Raw genomic sequence first — 21,796 nt, 5'->3', positions numbered from 1 at the left:
ACGCCCGGCGGATCGGCGACCATCGTGCGGTGAGCACCGAACGACCCCCGACCCCGACCACGCCCGGCGCGGTGGCCGGGGCCGGACCGGACCCCGACGCGCCGACCGGCCCGCCGCCGGCCGTCGCCCCGGCGGACGTCACGGACCCGGGCGACCCCGGTGACGTGGAGGCGGCGGGGGCGCGCGCGCAGCTGGCGCGCTCCAGCGCGCTCATGGCCTCCGGGACGCTCGTCTCGCGCCTGCTGGGGTTCGTGCGCACCTTCGTGCAGCTCATCGCCCTCGGCGGCACGTTCCAGGTCGGCGCCCAGGTGTTCGACGTCGCCAACAAGCTGCCGAACATCTTCTACATGCTGCTGGCGGGCGGTGTGCTCAACGCCGTCCTCGTCCCGCAGATCGTGCGGGCGCTGCGCCGCCCGGACGGCGGGAAGGAGTTCGTCGACCGCCTCATCACGCTGTCGGTGCTGCTCGTGGGCGCGGCGACGCTGCTGCTGACCCTGGCCGCGCCGCTGGTGGTGCGCCTCTACACCGACGACTGGTCGGACGAGTGGCTCGCGCTGGCGACCCTCATGGCGTTCTGGTGCCTGCCGCAGGTGTTCTTCTACGGCCTCTACACGGTGCTCGGGCAGGTGCTCAACGCCCGTGGCAGCTTCGGCCCGTACATGTGGGCGCCGGTGCTCAACAACGTCGTGGCGATCGCCGGGCTGGGCGCGTTCATGCTCCTGGCCCCCGGCGCCCGCGACCTGCCCGCGACCGACTGGACGCCCGCGATGATCGCGGTGCTGGCGGGCACCTCGACGCTGGGGATCGTCGCGCAGGCGCTCGTGCTGTTCTGGCCGCTGCACCGCAGCGGCTACCGGTGGCGGCCGCGGCTGGGCTTCCGCGGCGTCGGCTTCCGCACCGCCGGGCGGGTGGCGCTGTGGACGTTCGCGGGCGTGGCCGCCGGCCAGCTCGTCTTCGTCCTCACCAGCCGCACGATGACCAGCGCGGGCGACGAGATCGCCGCCGCGGACGTCAACGCCGCGACCAACGCCTCCTACACGGTCGCCTACCTGCTGTTCATGCTGCCGCACTCCCTGGTGGCGGTCTCGCTCGTGACGGCGCTGTTCACGCGCCTGTCGGACGCGGCCGCGCAGGGGCGCGTGGACGCCGTGCGCCGCGACTTCTCCTACGGCGCGCGCACCGTCGCCGTGGCGGGGGCGCTGGCGACGACGGCGTTCGTGGCGCTGGGCCCGTGGATCGGCGCGGCGATGGTCCGCGAGGGCCGGCCCGTCGGCGACGTCCTCGTCGCGATGGGCCTGGGCCTCGTGCCCTTCAGCGTCAACTACCTCGTCGCCCGCGTCTTCTACGCCTACGAGGACGCCCGCACGGCGTTCGTCGTCTCCCTCGTGACGGCCCTGGTGATGGCCGCCGGGAACGTGGTGTGCCTGCTGCTGCTGCCCGCCGAGCTGACCGTCGTGGGCATCGGCGCGGCGATGACGGTGTCCAACGTGGTGGCGCTGACCCTGTCGCTGACGCTGCTGCGCCGGCACCTGCGGCGCCTGGACGGCGGCGGGGTGGGCGCGCGGCTGCTGCTGCGCACCGTCGTGCGGGTGACGATCATCGGGCTGGTCTCCGGCGGGCTGGTGCGCGCCGGGGTGGAGGCGTTCGCGCCGGCCACCGTCTCCCAGGGCGTCAACGTGGTCGTCGTCGTCGTGGCGGGCACCGTGCTGCTGGCGCTGTACGTGGCGCTGTGCCGGCTGATGCGGGTGCACGAGCTGCGGGACCTGGCCGCGCCGCTGCTGCGCCGGCTACCCCTGCCCGGGCGGCGCTGACGGCGCCCCGGCCCCCCCGGCCCGGTCGGCGTCCCCGCCGCGGTCGAGGTCGGTGCGCTGACCCCGGTCCAGGTCCGCGTGTTCCACCTCGTCGACGCGGCGCCGGCCCCGGCGCACGGCCCGCACGACGCCCGTGGCCAGCAGCACCCCCGCCACCCCGCCGACGGCGCCGGTCACCCACCCCTCCACGCCCATCCGCACGTTGAGGGTCACCGGCTCCGGCGCGCCGACGGGCGCGCCGGACGGGGTGCGCAGCTGGGCGTCCACGACGACGGTGCCGTTGGCCAGGGCGCGCACGGGCACCGCCACCCGCTGCTGGGTGCGGGGGGCGACCGTCTGCCGGGCCACCGCGTCCAGCTGCACGCGCGGGGTGCGCGGGCGCAGCACGACGTCCACCTCCACGGGCACGTCGAGGTCGTTGACGACCGTCACGGGCAGCTCGCTGCGGGTGGCGACGAGGTTGCGGACGCTGCCGGCCAGCACGTGCACCGCGGACGTCAGCTCGTCCAGCAGCGCGTCGCCGCGCGCGCGGGCCGCGGCCAGCTCCTCCGGGTGCCCGCGCCAGGACGTCCCCAGCAGCGCCAGGGTCGACAGCCGCCGCGCGGTCAGCGCCGCGGACGGCTCGACGAGGGCGGAGGCGAAGTCGTCGACGCGCGCCAGGCGGTCCTCGACGGCGGCCAGGTGCGACAGCGGCAGCCGGCCCCGCTCGGCCTCGTCGGTCAGCCGCGGCGCGGCGCGCGCACCGTCGGCGACCGGCTCGGCCAGCAGCCCCGACACCGGCTCCAGCCGCGCCCACCCCGAGGCGCGGACCGCGCCGAGCAGGGCGCCCACGGCCGCCGGCTCCGGGTCCCACGAGCGCGGCACGGCCGCCAGCAGGGTCCGCGGGTCGTTGGGCCGCTGCAGGGTGATCGTGGCCAGCTCCGCCAGCAGCCGCTGGGTGCCGGTGGCGTCGCCGGTGCCGGCGGCGGCCAGGGCGTCCGAGAGGACCTCGTCCGCGAGCAGGCCCTCCAGGACGGCGCCCGTGCCGGTCGGGTAGTCGGTGCGGCCCGTGGGCGTGAACGTCACCGTGTCCGCCGACAGCGGGCTGGAGGCGTCGGACAGGACGACGGCCGAGGCGCCGCCGGCGGCCACGAGGTCGAGGGTGTCGGCGTCGGCGGCCTCGTCGGCGGGCCAGGCCACGCCGGTGAGGACGGTGGCGCCGTCCAGGCCGGTGACGGCGCCCGCGGCGGCGGCCTCGGCGAGCAGGCGGGCGCCGTCGCCGGAGCGGGCCAGGGAGACGACGTCGGGGTCGCCGTGCGGCAGGGCCAGGACGTCGCGGCCGCCGGCGGCCTCGCGCAGGTCCCCCAGCCACGCGGCGACGACCCCGTCGGGCCCCTCCGGCGGCGGGGCGTCCGGCGCGGGCGCGTCGGGCGCCGCCGGCGCCGGGGCGGTCAGGGCGCTCGCGGCGGTCAGCAGGGAGGGGTCCAGCGCCCACGTCAGGTCCCGGTCGGGGGTGGCGTCCAGGACGCGGCGCAGCCGGCCGCCCTCGGCGACCAGCGCCGGCAGGCCGGTCGTCCCGTCGTCCCCGGCGCCGTCCCCGGTGGCCGCCGGCACGAGGTCGGCGGTGCGGCCGGCGACCAGCGGGACGAGGACGGCCAGCCGGGTCGGCTCGGCGGTGACGGCGGCCGTGACGAAGGTGCGCACCAGGCCGACGCGCTGGGAGCCGGCGAGCACCTCCACCGCGGCGGCGTGCGCGCCGCGGGCCTGGCCCAGCTGCTCGGCGGGCAGCGATAGCACGACCTCGGCCTCCTCACCGGGCGCCAGCACCGCCCCCGCGCCCACGTCGAGGGGCTCGGAGGCCGCCACGGCGCCCAGGGAGCGGGTCGGCGGGGCGTCGGCCCAGCTGGCCAGCGCCGGGCGGGTGATCATCGCGCTGCGCTGGACGACGAGGCGGGCGCGCAGCCCCTCCAGGGGCGCGGTGGCGGTGCTGCGCACGCGGGCGCGCGCGGTGACGACGGCGCGGGCGGGGTCCTGCGCGTCGTAGGCGGCGGGCGTGACCTCCAGCAGCACCACCTCCACCGGCAGCGCCGCGGACGCCGACCCGCTGCCGCCGGCGCGGGTGGGGGAGGGGGTGGTCGCGGCGGCGGCCGTCCCGGCCCCGGCCGCCCACCCCGCCGCCAGTCCCGCTGCCAGCACCGCCCGCCGGGGCAGCGCGCGCCGCCCCGGCCCGGGCGCTGCGCTCACGCGAGCTCGCGCAGGCGGGCGCCGGCGACCTCGGCCGCGCGGCGCTCGTTGGGGAAGGCGAGGCGCCCGTCCAGCTCGTCCAGCGGCACCCACGCCACGTCCAGGGCCTCCTGGTCGGGGTCGTTCTCGACGGTCAGGCGCCCCCCGACGGCCTTGAGCAGGAACAGGTGCACGACCTTGTGGATGCGCCGGCCCTCGGCGGAGAACCAGTAGTCGATGCTGCCCAGGCCCTCCACGACGACGCCGCGGATGCCGGTCTCCTCCTCGATCTCGCGCACGGCGGTCTCCTCGAGCGTCTCGGCGCCCTCGGGGTGGCCCTTGGGCAGGCACCACTCGGGGCGGCCGGCGCGGTTGAGGCGGCAGATGACCGCGACGCGGGGCACGCCGTCGCTGGTGTCGACGACGAGCCCACCGGAGGAGGTCTCCTGCACGGTGGGCAGCCGCCTCCGCGGCTCCCGGGCAGGCTTGACCACCACGTCACTGTAGCCAGCGCACCGCCGCGGCTCTGGCAGGCTCGGACCCGTGCTGGACGGACCCGACCCCCGCGACGACCTGCCCGACGAGCTGAGCGACGAGCCCGGCGGCGACCCCTCCGGCGGCCCGTCCGGCGCGGTCGCGGGACCGGGCGCGGAGGTGCTGGCGCGCGCGGTGGACGACGCGCGCGCGCGGGCGGTGGCCGCGCTGGAGCCCGTCATGCCGGTGCTGCTGGACCTGGGCCGCGTCTTCACCGGCGCCGGGCACGAGCTGTGGCTGGTCGGCGGTCCCGTGCGCGACGCGTTCCTCGGCCGCCGCTCGGCCGACCTGGACTTCACCACCGACGCGCGCCCGGAGCGCACGGCGGCGCTGCTGAAGCGTTGGGGCGACGCGCACTGGGACATCGGCCGCGAGTTCGGCACCATCGGCGCGCGCAAGCGGGCCGGCGACCTCGACGTGGTCGTGGAGGTGACCACGTTCCGCTCGGAGAGCTACGACCCGGCCTCGCGCAAGCCGGAGGTCTCCTACGGCGACGACCTGACCGGGGACCTGTCGCGGCGCGACTTCACCGTCAACGCGATGGCGCTGCGGCTGCCGTCGTTGGAGCTGGCCGACCCGCACGCCGGGCTGCGGGACCTGGCGGCGGGGCTGCTGCGCACGCCCGGCACGGCCGAGAGCTCCTTCTCCGACGACCCGCTGCGGATGATGCGGGCGGCGCGCTTCGCCGCCCAGCTGGGCGTGCGGGTGGCGCCCGACGTCGTCGCCGCGATGACGGCGATGGCCGAGCGCATCACCATCGTGTCGGCGGAGCGGGTGCGCACCGAGCTGGAGAAGCTGCTCCTGGGCGCGGACCCGGTGGCGGGGCTGCGGCTGCTGGTGGACACCGGCCTGGCCGAGCACGTGCTGCCGGAGCTGCCCGCCCTGGCGCTGGAGATCGACGAGCACCACCGCCACAAGGACGTCTACGAGCACTCCCTGACGGTGCTGCAGCAGGCGATCGACCGCGAGGACGGCCCGGACGGCCAGGTGCCCGGCCCGGACCTGGTGCTGCGGCTGGCGGCGCTGCTGCACGACGTCGGCAAGCCGCGCACCCGCCGCTTCGAGCCGGGCGGCGGCGTCAGCTTCCACCACCACGAGGTGGTGGGGGCGAAGCTGGTGCGCAAGCGGCTGAAGGCGCTGCGCTTCGACTCCGACACGGTCAAGGCGGTGTCGCGGCTGACGGAGCTGCACCTGCGCTTCCACGGCTACGGCGACGGGGAGTGGACGGACTCGGCGGTGCGCCGCTACGTCACCGACGCCGGGCCGCTGCTGGCGCGGCTGCACAAGCTGACGCGCAGCGACTGCACGACCCGCAACCAGCGCAAGGCGCGGCGGCTGGCCGCGGCCTACGACGACCTGGAGGCGCGGATCGCGCGGCTGCGCGAGCAGGAGGAGCTGGACGCCGTCCGCCCCGACCTGGACGGCACGGCGATCATGGCGCTGCTGGGGATCGGCCCCTCCCGCACGGTGGGCCGCGCCTACCAGCACCTGCTGGACCTGCGGATGGAGCACGGCCCGCTGGGCGCCGAGCGCGCCCGCGAGGAGCTGCTGGCCTGGTGGGCGCAGCAGCCGGAGTCGCAGCCGGAGCCGCAGGCGTCGTCGGAGCCCCAGCCGGAGCCGGAGACGGAGCCGGAGCCGGAGCCGGAGCCGGAGCCGCCGGCGTCCCCCGACCCCTCCTGACCCCTCTCCACCCCACGGTGATCATGGACGGTCGAGCGCTCACCCGTCCATGATCACCGCAACGCCCACCCCGCCGTGATCTTGCAGGGATTCCCAGCGGGATCACGGCGGGGTGGGGCGGTGGGACGGGGAGCCGGCGGGTCAGCGGGCCGGGGAGCCCACGACGGCCTGCAGCTGCGCGGACGTGGCGGCCAGCTCGCGCGCGGCGGCGCGGATGCCCTCCACGTCGCCGGAGGTGCGCTCCGCGGCGGCGACGACACCGTCCAGCGTGCCGGTGATGACGCGGCCCGAGGCGACCGCCGCGGCCACCTGCTGGCTCATCCCGTCCGTCGTGGCGGCCTGCTCCTCCACGGCGGCGGCGATGGTGCCCTGGTAGTCGTCGATGCGCCCGACGATCTCGCTGATCTGCCCGATGCGGGCGGCGGCGTCGGCCACGGCCGACTGGATGGCGTCGATGCGCCCGGTGATGTCGGTGGTGGCGGCGGCGGTCTGCTGCGCGAGCTCCTTGACCTCGCCGGCGACGACGGCGAAGCCCTTGCCCATCTCCCCGGCGCGCGCCGCCTCGATGGTCGCGTTGAGCGCCAGCAGGTTGGTCTGCTCGGCGATGGCGGTGATCGTCTTGACGACGCCGCCGACCTCGGAGGAGGAGCGGCCCAGCTCGGCGACCGCGCGGCTGGTGTCGGAGGCCACGGCCACGGCCTCCTGGCCGATCTGCGCGACGGCCTGCGCGTTGCGGGTGATCTCGGCGATGGCGGTGCCCATGTCGCCCGCGCCGGTCGCCAGCTCGCCGATCCGGCCCGTCACGTCGACGGCCTCGGCGCTGACGCGCTGCGCGCGGTCGCTGGTGTCGGCGGCGCCGTGGGCGATCTGGTCGCTGGAGCCGACGAGCTGCGCGGCGGCCGCGTCGAGGTTGCCCGCGGCGGCGCGTACCTCGCGCACGACGTCGTCGGCGCGCGCCAGGGTGCCGTTGAGCGCGACGGCCAGCTGCTCCAGCTCGGTCTTCCCGCGGCCGGTGTCCAGCCGGGCGCCGAGGTCGCCGCCGGTGAGGGCGGCGGTGGCGCGGCGGATCGGCAGCACGATGCTGCGCCCGACGGCCCACGACAGCAGGGCGCACGCCAGCAGCACCAGCGCGCACACGACGGCCAGGCGCTGCGCGTCGTCGAGGGCGGCGGCCGTGACGGTGTCGACGTAGACGCCGGAGCCGACGATCCAGCCCCACGGCTCGTAGCCGGCGACGTAGGAGACCTTCGGCTGCGGCGCGTCGGCGCCGGGCTTGGGCCACTGGTAGTCGACGAACCCGGCTCCGTCGGCGCGCACGACGTCGACCATCTCCACGAACAGCGCCTTGCCGTCGGGGTCGGTCTTGCCGGACAGGTCGGTGCCGTCCAGCTCGGGCTTGACCGGGTGCATGAGCATCGTCGGGGTCAGGTCGTTGATCCAGAAGTACTCCTGGCCGGAGTACCGCAGCGCCCCCACCGCGGCCAGGGCCTGCTCCTGGGCCTCCTGCTCGGTGAGCTCGCCGGTCTCGGCCAGCTCGCCGTAGTGCTGCACGACGCCGAGGGCGGTCTCGACGACCGCGCGGGTGGCGGCCTCGCGCTCGGTGGTGATCCGGTCGCGCACCTGCAGGGCGGCCAGGGCGGTGACGGTGACGACGCCGACGGCGGCCACCAGGACGATCACCAGGAGGCGGGCCGCGATGGACCGCCCGACGTCGCGCTTCACGTGTTCCCGCTCCTCGAGTCCCGCGGGCGCCCGGGATGGACGTCCGCGGTGGTCCATCGGCACGCCGGCGCGGGATCCGAGCGGCGGCCGGTTCCTCACCGTGATCACGGACGGGTGAGCGCTCACCCGTGCGTGATCACGACGACCACTACCGTGATCTCGCTGGGATTCCCAGCGGGATCACGGCGGGGTGGGGCGGCGGGCGGTCAGTCCTGGGGGCGGCGGGCCAGCTCGGTGAGGACAGTGCGCTCCAGCGCCTCGGCGGCGTCGCGGTCGAGCTCGACGAAGCGCACCACGGCCTCGCCGGTCTCGTCGTCGACGCGCAGGACGTGCCCGCGCGCGTGCACGTCGAGGCCCTCGTCCAGGTGCACGGAGACGTCGACCTCGGCGTCCACGGGCAGGTCGGCGCCCTCCAGCCGCAGGCCGGAGCGGGACAGGTCGACGGTGCGGGTGTCGGTGGCGGTGCCGCCGCCCTCGACGTGCACGGGCACGGAGGCGGGGGCGCGCACGGCGCCGCGGCGGGTCTCGGAGGCGAGCAGCATGACGCCGGTCAGGGCCAGCTCGTCGGCGCGGTGCGCCTGGGCGACGGCCTGGAAGACGGCGTGCGGGACGACGCCGCCGTCATCACCGGCGTCGGTGGCCACCCACACGCGCTGGCCGTCGAGGGCGCGCACGGCGTCGGGGTCGGCGCTGACGTGGCTGGTGACGACGAGGCCCGCGGCCCCGGCGGTCCAGGAGCGGACGGTGCCGGTGTGCACGGCGGCCTCGCCCGGCCCGGCGGGCATCAGGGTGACGGTCGTGTCGACGGCAGGGCCGTCCATCATGAGCGTTCCGCCGCCGTCCATCCGTGCCCCCCGGTGCGCTGGTCGTGTGACTCAGCGACACGATACGTGACTGCCCGTGACGACGCGACCGTTCCCCGGGATCCGCTCACCCGATCGGCCGCACCCGCTCCGGGCAGCGTCCGCACGCCCCCGGCCGGTAGCGTCACCCACCCGCCCCGTGACGACGACACCGGAGGAGGCAGCGGTGCTGCGTGTTCCCGACGCCGTGCTCGCCGGCGTCCGCGAGGTCGGCCGCCGCGTCCCGGCCCGCCTCGGCGCGGCCGTCGCCGCGCGGCTGGGACGGCCCGTCGACCCCGACCCCGGCGTGGACCCCGCGCTCGCCGGCTACCTCAACGAGCAGCTCGTGGCGACCAGCGCGCTCGTCGCCGAGCTGCGCCGCGCGGCCGCCGACCCCGACCTGGCCGTCGAGCGCCCGCTGCTGCAGCGGCTGCGCCGCGAGGTGGCCGCCGACCGCGCCGAGCTGCGCGCCGTCATGCAGGAGCGCTCGGTGCGCACCGACTGGGTCGCGCAGTCGGCCGGCTGGGCCGGCGGGCGGGTGTCCGCGGCGCTGCCGCTGCTGCACCGGCTGCCCGTCGTGGACCGGCTGCCGGTGGCCCGGCCCGCCCGCGACGGCGCGGCCGCGGCCCTGCTGCGCCTGGAGCAGCTGCACGTGGCCCTGACCCGCCGGGCGCTGGCCGCCGCGGGCCTGGCCACGGCGCTGGGCCGGCCCGTCCTGCCCGGCGCCCAGCACCAGGCCGACCAGGTCGCCGCCGCGCACCGACGCTGCGCGCGGGCGCTGTTCGGCGCCGGCCCCGGCGGTGCGGCGAGCAGGACGGGCGGGACACCGTGAGGCCGGACGAGCTGCCCCGCACCGGGCGGGCGGACCTGGACGACCTGCGCGAGCGCCTGCGCCGGTACCGCCGCGTGCCGCACGTCCAGCTCGACCGCCCGCTCGGCGTCCCCGCCCCCCTGCTCGACGCGCTGCTGGAGCACTGGCGCGACGCCTACGACTGGCGCGCCCACGAGGAGCGCGTCGCGGCGCTGCCGTGGGAGCGCACCGAGCGGACCCCGGTGCCCGTGCGGGCCGTCGTCGCCCGGGCGGCGCCGGACGCACCGGTCGTCCTGCTCCTGCACGGCTGGCCCGACTCCGTCCTGCGCTTCGAGCGGCTGCTGCCGCACCTGGCCGACGTCACCGTCGTCGCCCCGGCGCTGCCGGGCTTCCCCTTCGCGGCGCCCGTCCCCACCGGGGGGCTGTCCGCCACCGCCACGGCCGACGCCGTCGCCGACGCGGTGCGCGAGGGCGGGTTCGGCCCGTGCGTCGTCTCGGCCGGCGACGTCGGCTGCGACGTCGCCGAGGCGCTCGCCGCCCGGCACCCCGACCTCGTCGCCGCCCTGCACCTGACCGACGTCTCCCAGTACCGCTTCCTCGTCGACCCGCCCGGCGACCTCGACGCCGAGGAGCGCGCGTACGTCGCCCGGGGGCACCGCTGGCAGGCGGCCGAGGGCGGGTACATGCACGAGCAGTCCACCCGGCCGAACACCCTCGCGGTGGGGCTGGGCGACTCCCCGGCCGCCCTGGCGGCGTGGGTCGTGGAGAAGCTGCTGCGCTGGACCGACGGCGACGGCTCGCTCACCGACGTCTTCACCCCCGACGAGGCCCTGACGTGGGTGAGCGCCTACTGGTTCACCGGCTGCGTCGGGACCTCGTTCACGCCCTACGCCGCCGCGGCCGCGAAGGACTGGGCGAGCGTGCCGGCTCCCGCGGTGTTCACCGTGTTCGCCCACGACCTCGTCAACGCCCCGCGCCGGTTCGCCGAGCGGTTCTTCGACGTGGTCGCGTGGCGCGAGTTCGAGCGCGGGGGCCACTTCGCCGCGTGGGAGCGCCCGGAGGACTACCTGTGGGGGGTGCGCACCGCGCTGGCCGCGCGACGCCCGGGCTGAGCCCCGCGCGGCCCGTGGCGCGTCAGCCGCGGGTGCCCGCGACCGGCGCCGTCCGCCCGGCCTCCGGAGCCGCGCCGGTGCTCTCCCCGCGCCGCAGCTGCCGGCGCACGAAGACCGCGGCCGTCAGCGTCAGCGCGACGCCCGCCAGGGCGGTGGCGTCCACACCGTGCGCGAAGGCCGCCCGCGCGGACTCCAGCAGCGCGGTCGCGTCGGTGCCCGCGAGCGCCCCGGAGACCTCGACGGCGCCGCCGAGCGTCTCGCGCGCCGCGGTCGCCTGCTCGGCGCTCGCGGCCGCCGGAACCTGCACGCCCGCCCGGTAGACACCGGTGAGCAGGCTGCCCAGGACGGTGGTGCCGAGGACGGCGCCCACCTCGTAGGCCGTCTCGGAGATCGCCGAGGCGGCGCCGGCGCGCTCGGCGGGCGCGGTGGCCAGGATCGCGTCGTTGGTCAGGGTCTCGGCCAGCCCGGTGCCCGCGGACAGGACGACGAACGCCAGCGCGAGCTGGACGGCGTGCCGTCCGGCGTCCGCGCCGCCGGGCCCGAGGGTGGCGGCGACCGCGTACCCGGCGGTCCCCAGCAGCAGCCCGAGCGGGATCAGCGTGGCCAGCGGGTACCGGCGCGCCAGCCGCGCCGCCAGCAGGCCCGCGCTGATGGAGACCACCGCGCCCGGCAGCAGGAGGAGACCGGCGGTGACGGGCCGCAGGTCCAGCACGAGCTGCAGGTACTGCGAGGTCGCGAACAGCATCCCCGTCATGCCGAGGATGCTCAGCAGGTTCGCCAGCACGGCGGCGCGGAACACCGGCACGCGGAACAGCGCGACGTCGAGCATCGGGTCGCGCAGCGACTGCTGGCGGCGCACGAACCACACGCCGACCGCGGCGCCGACCAGCAGCGGCAGCAGCGCCTCGACGGCGACGCCGTCCTTGGCGACCGACTTGATCCCGTACACCGCGCCGGTCATCGCGACGACGGCCAGGGCGGCGCTGAGCAGGTCCACCGGCCCGGGCGCGGGGTCCTTGGACTCGCGCACGAACACGGGCGCGAGGACGAGCAGCAGCACCATGACGGGCACGTTCATCAGGAAGACCGAACCCCACCAGAAGTGCTCCAGCAGCCACCCGCCGACGACCGGGCCGAGGGCCGCGCCGCCGGCGAAGGCGCCGGCCCACACGGCGAACGCGGTGCGGCGGCGCTCGCGGTCGGGGAACGTGCTGCGCAGCAGCGACAGCGTGGACGGCATGAGCGTCGCGCCGAACACGCCGAGGGCGGCGCGCGCGGCGACGAGCTGCTCGGCGGACGTGGCGAACGCGGCCAGCAGGGAGACGACGCCGAAACCGGTCGCGCCGACCAGGAGCAGGCGGCGCCGGCCGAAGCGGTCGCCGAGGGAACCCATGAGGATGAGCAGCCCGGCCAGGGCCAGCGGGTAGGCGTCGACGATCCACAGCAGCTGCGTGCCGCTGGGCGCCAGCGCCGTGCTGATCGCGGGCAGCGCGAAGCTCAGCACCGTCGTGTCGACGGACACGAGCAGCACGGGCAGGACGAGGACCGCCAGGGCCAGCCAGGGGCGGCGGTCGCCGGTGCCGGTGCGGCGGGGCGCGGGCACGTGGCGGGGCGTGGGGTTCTGGGGCGTGGGCTGCAGGGGCATGGGGTGTCCAGGACCGCGCGGCGGGCCGGTGGCGCCGCGCTGGCCCGTCGAGGTTCTCCGACCGGCTGGACGGCGGGCTCCCCGGCACGTGCGGGGGAGTTTCTGCACCGTCTGGACGGTTACTGTACCGGCTGGACGGTCCGGCTGGCCAGCCGATTACCCTGGAGCCCGTGCCGGCCCCCGCGACACCCTTGCCCACCACCCGCGAACGGCTCCTGGACGCCTTCGCGGCCGTCGTCGTCGCCACCGGCCCCCGCTCGGCCACCCTGGAGGCCGTCGCCGCCGAGGCCGGCGTGTCCAAGGGCGGGCTGCTGTACCACTTCGCCACCAAGGACGCCCTCGTCGACGCCCTCCTGGCGCGCGCCGAGCGCGTGGTCGCCGACGACCTGGCCGCCATGCGCGAGGCCCCCGAGGGCGCCGCCGTCTACTACGTGCGCACGTCGCTGGCGCCGGTCGACGACCCGCTGCACCGCGCGATGGTCGCGGTGCTGCGCCTGGCCCAGGACGGCGACCCGCGCGCCGCCGCCGGCTACGCGGCCGCGGCCGAGTCCTGGCGCGCGCTCATCGAGGAGCAGGTCGGCGACCCGGCGCTGGCCCGCACCCTGCAGCTGGTCGGCGACGGGCTGTGGGGCCAGGCCAGCACCGGTGCCGTGCGCCCGGCGCTGGAGGCCGACCTCGACGGCGTCCTCGCCGTCGTCGCCCGCCTCGCCCCGCCGCGCCCCTGACCCGCCCTTCCTCCTCCCGTGATCTTGCAGGGATTCCCAGCAAGATCACGGAGGGGTTCGACCTGCGGTGATCATGGACGGGTGAGGGCTCACCCGTCCATGATCACCGCGGGGGGCGGCGGGCGGGGCGGCAGGACGCGGGAGCCGGGGGGCGGGCGGGGGAGAAGTTCGGGCAGCGTTCAGTCGATCTCCGCGCCGTGATCGCCGGGCGGCAACGGCCCGCCGTCCACCGTGGGGCACGTGCGCATCGCCGTGGTCACCGAGTCGTTCCTGCCGCAGGTCAACGGCGTCACCGGGTCCGTCCTGCGCGTCGTCGAGCACCTCGCCCGCCGCGGCCACGAGGCCGTCGTCGTGGCCCCCGGCCGCGGTCCCGCCGAGCACGACGGCGTCCGCGTCGTCCGCGTCGCCTCCGCGCCGCTGCCCCTGTACGCCGAGCAGCGCGTGGCGTACCCGACGTGGGAGCTGTCGCGCGCGCTGCGCGAGTTCCGCCCCGACCTCGTGCACCTGGCCGCGCCCGCGGTCCTGGGCGCGCAGGCCGCGCCGCTGGCCCGCCGCCTCGGGGTGCCCGCGGTCGCCGTCTACCAGACCGACCTGCCCGGCTACGCCGCCCGCTACGGGCTGACGGGCCTGACCCGCGCCGCCTGGCGGTGGGTGCGCCGCGTGCACGGCATGGCCGCGCGCACCCTGGCGCCCAGCCGCGCCGCCTGCGAGCAGCTGCGCGACCACGGCGTGGACCGCGTCTCGCGCTGGCCGCGCGGGGTGGACCTGCAGCGCTTCTCCCCCGGCCACCGCGACGAGGACCTGCGCCGGCGCCTGGCCGGGCGCGGGGAGGTCCTCGTCGGCTACGTGGGGCGGCTGGCGCCCGAGAAGGAGCTGGGGCTGCTGGCCGCCGTGCAGTCCCTGCCGGGCGTGCGGCTGGTCGTCGTCGGCGACGGCCCGGCGCGCGCGCAGCTGCAGCGGCTGCTGCCGCGCGCCCGCTTCCTGGGGATGCTCGGCGGCACGGACCTGTCCGCGGCGTTCGCCTCCCTGGACCTGTTCGTGCACACCGGCCGCGCGGAGACGTTCTGCCAGGCGGCCCAGGAGTCCCTGGCCAGCGGGGTGCCGGTGGTCGCGCCCGCCGCCGGCGGTCTGCTGGACCTCGTCGAGCCGGGGGTCAACGGCACCCTGTTCGCGCCGGGGTCCGCCGGGGACCTGCGCCACCACGTCGCGGCGCTGGCCGGTGACCCGGTGCGGCGCGCGCAGCTGGCCGGTGCGGCGCGCGCGTCGGTGGCGGGGCGGGACTGGGCCAGCGTCGGCGACGACCTGCTGGCCACCTACCGCGAGGTCCTGGCCGGGTGAGCACCCCGCGCACCGCGCTCGTCGCGAACTTCGTCGCCCCCGCCTCGGGGGGCGTGCGCACGCTGCTGCGCACCCTCGCCCGCGGGTACGCCGACGCCGGGCACGACGTCCTGGTCGTGGTGCCCGGCGAGCGCGACGCGCTGCGCGAGCAGCCGTGGGGCGCGGTGCGGGAGGTCGCCGCCCCGCGCGTGCCGGGCACGGGGTACCGGCTGCTGCCCGGGCACCGGCGGGTCGCGCGCGTCCTGGACGCCTTCCGCCCCGACCGCCTGGAGGTCCACGACCGGCTGACGCTGCGCGGGCTGGGCCGGTGGGCCGGCGAGCGCGGCGTGCCGCACCTGGTGGTCAGCCACGAGCGCCTGGACCGGGTGCTGCTGCCGTGGCTGCCGGGCCGGCCGGGGCCGGGTTCGCCCGTCGCGGCGCTGTGGCGGCACGTCGCGGACGTCTCCAACCGCCGGCTGGCGGCGCGCTTCGACGCCGTCGTGTGCTCGACGGCCTGGGCGGCGGAGGAGTTCGCGCGGCTGCCGGGCGCGGTCGTGCACCGGGTGCCGCTGGGCGTGGACCTGGACCGCTTCGCGCCGCGGCTGCGCTCCGGCGGCGGCACCGCCCAGCTCGTGGTGGCCAGCCGCCTGTCGCGGGAGAAGCGCGTGGACCTGGCCGTGGACGCGGTGGCCGAGCTGGTGCGCGACGGGCGGCGGGTGGAGCTGGTCGTCGCCGGCGACGGGCCCGAGCGGGCGCGGCTGCAGCGGCGCGCGCGGGGGCTGCCGGTGCGGTTCCCGGGGTTCCTGCGCGGGCGCGACGAGGTGGCGCGGGCGCTGGCGCGCGCCGACGTCGCGCTGGCGCCGGGACCCGTGGAGACGTTCGGGCTGGCGGCGCTGGAGGCGCTGGCGTGCGGCACGCCCGTCGTCGCGCACGCCGGGTCCGCGGTGGGCGAGCTGCTGGGCCCGGGCGCCGGGCTGACCGCCGAGGGGGAGCCGTCGGCGCTGGCCGCCGCGGTGTCCGCGGTGCTCGACGGGGCCGCCGACCGGGCCGCCGCCCGGGCCAGCGCGGAGCGGTTCCCGGCCCGCCGCACCGTCGAGGGGTTCCTCGCGGTGCTGCCCGTGGGCAACTCCCCGCACGGGGGGTCGGCGCGGGGTTACCCTGCGGCGTCCTGACGTCGCGGGGGTGGCGCGGGACCGAGGAGGAGTCGTGGTGGGTCGGGTGCCGGGACGCGCGGGAGCGCTCGTCGCCGCGGTGCTGCTGGCGGTGTCGGCGTGCGGGGACGCGGCGTCCCCGGGGGCCCCGGTCGCTGCGCCGACCCCGGCGCCGGACGCCTGCGGGGACCTCGCGGCCTGCCGCCTGCTGGAGCGCGTCGACGTGGACGGCGACGGCGCGGCCGACGACGTGGCGCTGGTGAGCGCCGCCGCGCCGGGCGAGGGCGTGGAGGTGCGGGTGGCGACGGCCGCCGGCGCGCTGGTCACGCGGGCGGTGCCCGTGGACGAGTGGGTCGGCGACGGCCTGGGCACGGACGCCTGGTGGGGTTCGACCGCCCTGGACGGCGAGGCCGGCGAGGAGCTGCTGCTGCTGTCGACGGTCGGCGCGCACACGTCGTGGTTCACGGTGCTCACCTGGCGCGCGGGCGCGCTGGAGGTGCTGTCGGCGCCCGAACCGGACGAGTTCTCGGGCGGGCAGCAGTGGTGGGTGGACGCCTCCCGCGCCAGCAGCGCGGGCGTCACCGTCGAGGAGCCGGGGCTGGTCACCTGGCGCACGGCGCTGGTGGACGACGCCCTGGAGGGCCTGGACACCCGCGAGCGCACCTACCGCTGGCGGGAGGGCTCCTGGCAACCGGCCGGCGAGGCCGTCACGGGCCGCTGGTCGCCGGACGAGCCGCTGCCGGAGGGCTTCCAGGGCTGGCACGCGCCGGGCCTGCCCGTCCTCTGAGGACGGGTACCTCAGGTCACGATCGGGTCACGGTCGGTCGATCGACGCATCCGCGGCGGGGTCCTGCCGCGAACCCCCGGTGAAGGACGCCGACCGGCGTCCGACCGCAGCGACCGGAGGAGCACCCCGTGACCCGAGCCAGCGACACCGAGACCACGACGACCACGACCGCGGTGCGGCCCCGCCGCCGGGTGATGTCCCTCGTGGCGCTCGTCAGCGCGGCCGGCCTGGGCCTGGCCGCCTGCGGCGGCGGCGAGGACACCGCCGCCACGGACACCACGACGACGTCGGAGGCGCCGTCGGAGACGCCGATGGAGACCCCCTCGGAGTCGGCCTCGCCGGAGATGGAGATGGCCGCCGGCCCCGTGGGCCCGGGCTGCGCCGACTACGCCGCGCAGGTGCCCGACGGCCCCGGTTCCGTCGAGGGCATGACCGCCGACCCGGTGGCGACGGCGGCCTCGAACAACCCGCTGCTGACGCAGCTGACGGCGGCCGTGTCCGGCCAGCTGAACCCCGACGTGAACCTCGTCGACACCCTCAACGGCGATGAGTTCACCGTCTTCGCCCCGGTCGACGACGCGTTCGCGGCGCTGGACCCGGCGACGGTGGAGACGCTGCAGACGCCCGAGGGCGCCGAGACGCTGACGACGGTGCTGACCTACCACGTGGTGCCCGGCCAGATGGACCCGCAGATGGTGGCGGACGCCGGCACCCTGACGACGGTCCAGGGCGGTGACCTGGAGGTCTCCGGCTCGCCCGAGATGCTCACGGTCAACGGCGCCAACGTCGTCTGCGGCGGCGTCCAGACCGCCAACGCGACGGTCTACCTCATCGACGCCGTCCTGATGCCCCCGGCCTGACCCGCCCCTCTCCTCCCGCCGTGATCATGCACGGGTGAACCTTCACCGATCCGTGATCACGGCGGGGAGGGGCGGAGCGGAGGGGTCAGGGGCGCACGGCCTGGGCGGGGACGTCGTCCTCCGCGTCCCCGGCGTCCTCGCGGGCGCCGTCGGCCGCGACCAGCTCGGCGTAGCGCCCGCCGCGGGCCAGCAGCTCGGAGTGGGTGCCGCGCTCGACGACCCGGCCGCGGTCCAGGACGACGACCTGGTCCGCGCCGCGCACGGTCGAGAGCCGGTGCGCGATGGTGATGGTCGTCCGCCCGGCGGACAGCTCGCCCAGCGCGGCCGACAGCGCCCGCTCGGTACGGGTGTCCAGCGCGCTGGTGGCCTCGTCGAGCAGCAGGACCGGCGGGTCGCGCAGGATCGTGCGCGCCAGGGCGATGCGCTGCTTCTCCCCGCCGGAGAAGCGGTACCCGCGCTCGCCGACGACGGTGTCGTAGCCCTGCGGCAGCGCGGCGACCAGGTCGTGCACCTGCGCGGCGCGCGCGGCGCGCTCCAGATCGGCGTCGGTGGCGTCGGGCTTGGCGAAGCGCAGGTTCTCCGCGACGCTCGCGTGCAGCAGGAACGTCTCCTGCGTGACGACGCCGACGGTGTCCGACAGCGAGCGCGCGGTCAGGTCGCGCACGTCGACGCCGTCGAGCAGGACCTGCCCGTCGTCGGTGTCGTACAGGCGGGCCAGCAGGTACCCGAGGGTGGTCTTGCCGGAGCCGGTGGCGCCGACGACGGCCAGGGAGGTGCCGGCGGGCACGTCGAGGTCGACGCCCGCGACGGTGGGCGCCTCCGCGCCGGGGTAGCCGAACGAGACGCCGCGGAACTCCACCCGGCCGCGCGGGCGGGGCAGCGTGCGGGCGCCGGGCCGCTCGACGACCTCCGGCGGGGTGTCCAGGTACTCGAAGACGCGGCTGAACAGGGCCATCGAGGCGTGCAGGCGCACGACGATGCGCAGCAGCGCGCCCAGCGGGCGGAACAGCTGCGCCTGCAGGGTGACGAGCGCGACGAGGGTGCCGATGGTCAGCGCCGAGCCGGTGCCGCGCAGCCACCCGCCGAGCAGGTAGGTCAGGGCGGGGACGGCGGCCATCGTCAGCGTGATGAGCGACCACTGCCAGCGCCCGGCCATCTCCGAGCGCACCTCCAGCCCCGCGACCTCGTCGGACTGGCGGGTGAAGCGCTCGACGACCTCGGGGGTGCGGCCGGTGGTGCGGGTCAGGTGGATGCCGGAGACGGACAGCGTCTCCTCGACGGTGGCGGACATCTCGGCCATCTGCCGCTGCCGCTCGGCGGTGATGCGCCGGCGCATCCGCCCGACGCGCCGGTTCAGCCAGACCGAGGAGGGCAGGACGGCGAACGACAGCAGCGCCAGGCGCCAGTCGAGGGCGAGCATCGCCACGGACGTGACGACGACGGTGGCGAGGTTGGAGACGAGGTCGGCACCGGTGCTGGTGACGACGGTCTGCATGGCGCCGACGTCGTTGGCGATGCGCGACTGCACCTCGCCGGTGCGGGTGCGGGCGAAGAAGCCCAGCGACATCCGCTGCAGGTGCGTGTAGAGCGCGACGCGCAGGCGGTGCATGACGGCCTGGCCGACGCGGGTGGTCAGCAGGCCCTGCACGACGTCGAGGGCGGTGGTGGCGGCGGCGATGCCGAGCAGCCCGGCGACGAGCCAGCCGAGCAGGCGCAGGTCGCCGGTGGGCAGGGCCACGTCGACGATCTCGCGCAGGAGGAAGGGGGCGGCGACACCGGCGAGCGCGGACAGCGCGATGAGGGCGCCGACGGCGGACAGGGTGCGCACGTGGGGGCGGAACAGGCGCAGGACGCGCGCGACGTCGGCGCGGCTGGTGGCGGTCGAGGGGGCCGGCCGGGTGCGCCGGTCGGGGCGGAAGGGGTCCTGGGCGGGGTCTCCGCGCACGGGCGGACCTCCTGGTGTCGGGGTCAGTGACGTTGAGGTTACCTCATGGTGAGGCAACCTCAACGTCCGTTACGGTGTTCCCGTGCCCGACCCGGTCGAGATCGCCGACGCCCTGCGCGGCCTGCAGCACCGCCTGCGCCACCGCGCGCACGCCGAGACCGGCGACCTCGGCGTCACCCCCGCCCAGGCGCGGCTCCTGCGCGTCCTCGGCCGCTGCGAGCGGGCACCCCGCATGGGGGAGCTCGCCGAGCGCCTGCGCGTGGCGCCGCGCTCGGTGACCGACCTCGTCGACCCGCTGGAGGAGCGCGGCCTGCTGCGCCGCGAGCAGGACCCCGCCAACCGGCGGGTGGCGCTGGTGCGGCTGACCGACGAGGGCCGCCGCGTCCACGCCGAGCTGCACGAGCGCGCCCGGGCGTCGGCCGCGACGGCCTTCGAGGTGCTCGACGAGGCCGAGCGTGCCCAGCTGCTGGCCCTGCTGCGCCGCGTCACCACCGCCCTCGACACCGCCGGCGACCCGGCCCCCTGACCGTCCCCGCCGCCGGCCCGCCCCGCCCCCTCGCCGTGATCACGGACGGGTGACTGCTCACCCATCCATGATCACCGCGCGATGCCTCCCGTGGTCTCGCTGGGGAGCCCTGCGAGATCACGGGGGGGGGCGGGGAGGGCGGCGGGGTCAGCGCGGGGGAGCGGGAGACCGCAGGGAGCGGGCCGAGCGGCGGGGCCGGGGCAGGCGCGGTGGCGTTCCCTCCGCCCGCCGGCGCGCCGACAGGGTCGAGCCGGCGCTCGCGGCGACGACCAGGCCGATGGCCAGGACCCCGGCCGCGCTGAGCCGCTCGCCGAGCAGCGCGAACCCGGCGGCCGCCGCGAGCGCCGGCTCCAGGCTGAGCAGGACGCCGAAGACGGCGGCGGGCAGGCGCCGCAGCGCCGCCAGCTCGAAGGCGTACGGCACGACGGAGGCCAGCAGCGCGGTCGCGACGACCAGCGGCAGCAGTCCCGGCTCGCCCAGCGCCCGCGCGGCGCCCGGCGCGCCCAGCGGCAGGACGAGCAGCGCGGCGACGGCCGTGGCGACCGCGAGCCCGCCCAGCCCCGGCACGGCCCGCCCGACCCGGCCGGCGGTGAGCACGTACCCGGCCCAGAAGACGCCCGCGACGGCGGCCAGCGCGACGCCGGCCGGGTCGAGGTCGACGTCGGCGGGGTGCCCGGCGGTGCCGAGCAGGACGACGCCGGCCAGGGCGGTGCCCACCCACACGAGGTCGCGCCCGCGCCGGGACAGCACCGCCGCCAGCGTCAGGGGGCCGAGGAACTCCACGGTGACGGCCGTGCCGAGGGGGATGCGGTCGATGGCGGCGTAGAAGGTGCCGTTCATGGCGGCCAGGCACGCGCCGAGCGCGGCGACGGCCCGCCACTGCGCCCGCGTCCACGTGCGCAGCCGCGGCCGGGCCAGGGCCACCAGCACGAGGGCGGCCACGCCCAGGCGCAGCGCCGTCGCACCCGTGCTGCCCGCGGTGGGGAACAGGTGGCTGGCGGCCGCGGCGCCCACTTGCAGGGACAGGCAGGAGCCGAGCACGAGCAGGACGGCGGGGCCCGGGCGGGCGACGGCGGTGGTCACGGCTCCACTGTCGAGGGGCGGCTACTGTGGCGTCCAGCGAACTGTTCTGGAGGAGAACGGTCAGCTGAGCTGAACAATCGGGAGGTGTCCGTGCTCGACGTCCACCGCCTGCGCCTGCTGCGCGAGCTGCACCGGCGCGGCACCCTGGCCGCCGTCGCCCGTGCGCTCAGCTACAGCCCGTCGGCCGTCTCGCAGCAGCTGTCGCTGCTGGAGCACGAGACGGGGGTGCGGCTGCTGGAGCGGGTGGGGCGCGGGGTGCGGCTGACCGCCCCGGCGCGCGTCCTCGTCGGGCACGCCGACGCCGTCATCGAGCGCCTGGAGCGCGCCGAGGCCGACCTGGCGGCCTCGCTGAGCGAGGTCACCGGCACGGTGCGGGTGGCCAGCTTCCAGACGGTGCTGCTGGCGCTCGTGCCCGCCGCGCTGACGCGCCTGGCCGCCGAGCACCCGGCCCTGCGCGTGGAGATCACCCAGCTGGAGCCCGAGGAGGCCTTCGCCGCGCTGCTCGCCCACGACGTCGACCTGGTGCTCGGCGAGGAGTACCCGGGCCTGCCGCGGGTGCTGGAGGACGGCGTCGACGAGGAGGACCTGGCCCACGACGGCCTGCGGCTGGCGCTGCCGCGGCACGGCCCGCTGGCCCGGCTGCCGGAGGACCTGGCCGCGCTGGCGGGGGCGCCCTGGGTGATGGACCCGCCGGCGTCGCTGCCGGCGCGCTGGGCGGTGGCCCGCTGCCGGGCGGCCGGGTTCGAGCCCGACGTGCGCATCGAGACCCCCGACCCGCTGCTGCAGTCGCACCTGGTGGAGACCGGGCACGCCGTCGCGCTGCTGCCGGACCTGCTGTGGACGCAGCTGCACCCCGACCTGCGGCTGGTGGCGCTGCCCGGCGACCCGGTGCGCCGCCTCTACACGGGCGCGCGCCGCGGCACGGCCGGGCACCCGGCCGTGCGCGCGCTGCGGAGCGCCCTCCGCGACGCGCTGGAGCGGGCGCGGACGGGGCTGTCGCGGGCCTGAGGCCGGACGGCGCCGGGCCACCGGCACCTCGTCGC

Annotated in this window: 18 protein-coding genes; 11 read left to right on the top strand and 7 right to left on the bottom strand. The window is 77.4% G+C overall.

From position 1 onward, the window contains the following. Positions 1–29 precede the first annotated feature (29 nt). Positions 30–1,811 carry a murein biosynthesis integral membrane protein MurJ gene (gene murJ / locus AB8M62_RS11100; RefSeq protein WP_369069591.1) on the top strand — a complete coding sequence of 594 codons (1,782 nt, stop codon included), beginning with the start codon at positions 30–32 and terminating at the stop codon, positions 1,809–1,811. On the opposite strand, the gene AB8M62_RS11095 is transcribed toward murJ, so the two are convergent. Both AB8M62_RS11095 and AB8M62_RS11090 read right to left on the bottom strand, forming a co-directional pair. Continuing rightward, positions 1,788–4,034, bottom strand: coding sequence for a DUF6049 family protein (locus tag AB8M62_RS11095; protein ID WP_369069590.1), 2,247 nt, complete (start codon positions 4,032–4,034; stop codon positions 1,788–1,790). The two genes, murJ and AB8M62_RS11095, sit on opposite strands and share 24 nt — an antisense overlap. Beyond that, on the bottom strand, positions 4,031–4,507 hold the full coding sequence (locus AB8M62_RS11090) for an NUDIX hydrolase (RefSeq protein WP_369069589.1): 477 nt from the start codon (positions 4,505–4,507) through the stop codon (positions 4,031–4,033). Before AB8M62_RS11090 ends, AB8M62_RS11095 begins: the two co-directional genes overlap by 4 nt. A gap of 220 nt (positions 4,508–4,727) precedes the next feature. Between AB8M62_RS11090 and AB8M62_RS11085 the strand changes: the two genes are divergently transcribed. Then, positions 4,728–6,227, top strand: a complete 1,500-nt coding sequence (locus AB8M62_RS11085; RefSeq protein ID WP_373694915.1) for a CCA tRNA nucleotidyltransferase — start codon at positions 4,728–4,730, stop codon at positions 6,225–6,227. 141 nt (positions 6,228–6,368) lie between these two features. Here the strand turns inward: AB8M62_RS11085 and AB8M62_RS11080 are convergent, their stop codons facing one another. Continuing rightward, on the bottom strand, positions 6,369–7,949 hold the full coding sequence (locus tag AB8M62_RS11080; RefSeq protein ID WP_369069588.1) for a methyl-accepting chemotaxis protein: 1,581 nt from the start codon (positions 7,947–7,949) through the stop codon (positions 6,369–6,371). Positions 7,950–8,155: 206 nt separating this feature from the next. After that, positions 8,156–8,794 (bottom strand): PilZ domain-containing protein, encoded by a 639-nt coding sequence (locus tag AB8M62_RS11075; RefSeq protein WP_369069587.1) that lies wholly within the window; start codon positions 8,792–8,794, stop codon positions 8,156–8,158. 184 nt (positions 8,795–8,978) lie between these two features. On the opposite strand from AB8M62_RS11075, the gene AB8M62_RS11070 reads away from it, so the two are divergent. Further along, complete coding sequence (locus AB8M62_RS11070; protein ID WP_369069586.1) at positions 8,979–9,623, top strand: hypothetical protein; 645 nt, start codon at positions 8,979–8,981, stop codon at positions 9,621–9,623. Continuing rightward, a complete protein-coding gene (locus AB8M62_RS11065; protein ID WP_369069585.1) occupies positions 9,620–10,714 on the top strand; it encodes an alpha/beta fold hydrolase in 1,095 nt (364 codons plus the stop codon). Before AB8M62_RS11070 ends, AB8M62_RS11065 begins: the two co-directional genes overlap by 4 nt. 22 nt (positions 10,715–10,736) lie before the next feature. On the opposite strand, the gene AB8M62_RS11060 is transcribed toward AB8M62_RS11065, so the two are convergent. Beyond that, positions 10,737–12,359: an MFS transporter gene (locus AB8M62_RS11060; RefSeq protein ID WP_369069584.1), complete on the bottom strand. Its 1,623-nt coding sequence runs from the start codon at positions 12,357–12,359 to the stop codon at positions 10,737–10,739. A gap of 170 nt (positions 12,360–12,529) precedes the next feature. Here AB8M62_RS11060 and AB8M62_RS11055 point away from each other — a divergent pair, with 170 nt between their 5' ends. From AB8M62_RS11055 to AB8M62_RS11035, 5 genes are all read left to right on the top strand, one after another. Further along, positions 12,530–13,084: a TetR/AcrR family transcriptional regulator gene (locus AB8M62_RS11055; RefSeq protein WP_369055285.1), complete on the top strand. Its 555-nt coding sequence runs from the start codon at positions 12,530–12,532 to the stop codon at positions 13,082–13,084. A gap of 240 nt (positions 13,085–13,324) precedes the next feature. Beyond that, positions 13,325–14,422: a glycosyltransferase family 4 protein gene (locus AB8M62_RS11050; protein WP_369055286.1), complete on the top strand. Its 1,098-nt coding sequence runs from the start codon at positions 13,325–13,327 to the stop codon at positions 14,420–14,422. Further along, positions 14,419–15,573 (top strand): glycosyltransferase, encoded by a 1,155-nt coding sequence (locus tag AB8M62_RS11045; protein WP_369069583.1) that lies wholly within the window; start codon positions 14,419–14,421, stop codon positions 15,571–15,573. The genes AB8M62_RS11050 and AB8M62_RS11045 overlap by 4 nt, the downstream gene beginning before the upstream one ends. 34 nt (positions 15,574–15,607) lie before the next feature. Next, positions 15,608–16,339 (top strand): hypothetical protein, encoded by a 732-nt coding sequence (locus AB8M62_RS11040; RefSeq protein WP_369055290.1) that lies wholly within the window; start codon positions 15,608–15,610, stop codon positions 16,337–16,339. Positions 16,340–16,533: 194 nt separating this feature from the next. Beyond that, the gene (locus AB8M62_RS11035) at positions 16,534–17,199 is read left to right on the top strand and encodes a fasciclin domain-containing protein (protein ID WP_369055400.1); all 666 of its coding nucleotides are present in this window, start codon (positions 16,534–16,536) and stop codon (positions 17,197–17,199) included. An 85-nt stretch (positions 17,200–17,284) separates the two neighbouring features. On the opposite strand, the gene AB8M62_RS11030 is transcribed toward AB8M62_RS11035, so the two are convergent. Continuing rightward, a complete protein-coding gene (locus AB8M62_RS11030) occupies positions 17,285–19,144 on the bottom strand; it encodes an ABC transporter ATP-binding protein (RefSeq protein WP_373694913.1) in 1,860 nt (619 codons plus the stop codon). Positions 19,145–19,226: 82 nt separating this feature from the next. Here AB8M62_RS11030 and AB8M62_RS11025 point away from each other — a divergent pair, with 82 nt between their 5' ends. After that, on the top strand, positions 19,227–19,670 hold the full coding sequence (locus tag AB8M62_RS11025; protein ID WP_369069582.1) for a MarR family winged helix-turn-helix transcriptional regulator: 444 nt from the start codon (positions 19,227–19,229) through the stop codon (positions 19,668–19,670). A 147-nt stretch (positions 19,671–19,817) separates the two neighbouring features. Here AB8M62_RS11025 and AB8M62_RS11020 read toward each other — a convergent pair whose 3' ends face one another. Beyond that, positions 19,818–20,753: an EamA family transporter gene (locus tag AB8M62_RS11020; RefSeq protein ID WP_369069581.1), complete on the bottom strand. Its 936-nt coding sequence runs from the start codon at positions 20,751–20,753 to the stop codon at positions 19,818–19,820. A 90-nt stretch (positions 20,754–20,843) separates the two neighbouring features. Here AB8M62_RS11020 and AB8M62_RS11015 point away from each other — a divergent pair, with 90 nt between their 5' ends. Further along, a complete protein-coding gene (locus AB8M62_RS11015; protein ID WP_369069618.1) occupies positions 20,844–21,761 on the top strand; it encodes a LysR substrate-binding domain-containing protein in 918 nt (305 codons plus the stop codon). The last annotated feature ends 35 nt before the right edge of the window (positions 21,762–21,796 follow it).

The sequence above is a fragment of the Kineococcus terrestris genome, assembly GCF_041020755.1.
GTDB lineage: Bacteria > Actinomycetota > Actinomycetes > Actinomycetales > Kineococcaceae > Kineococcus > Kineococcus terrestris.
Note: the sequence above shows the minus strand (reverse complement) of the source record. Positions and strands in the feature narration are given on the sequence as shown.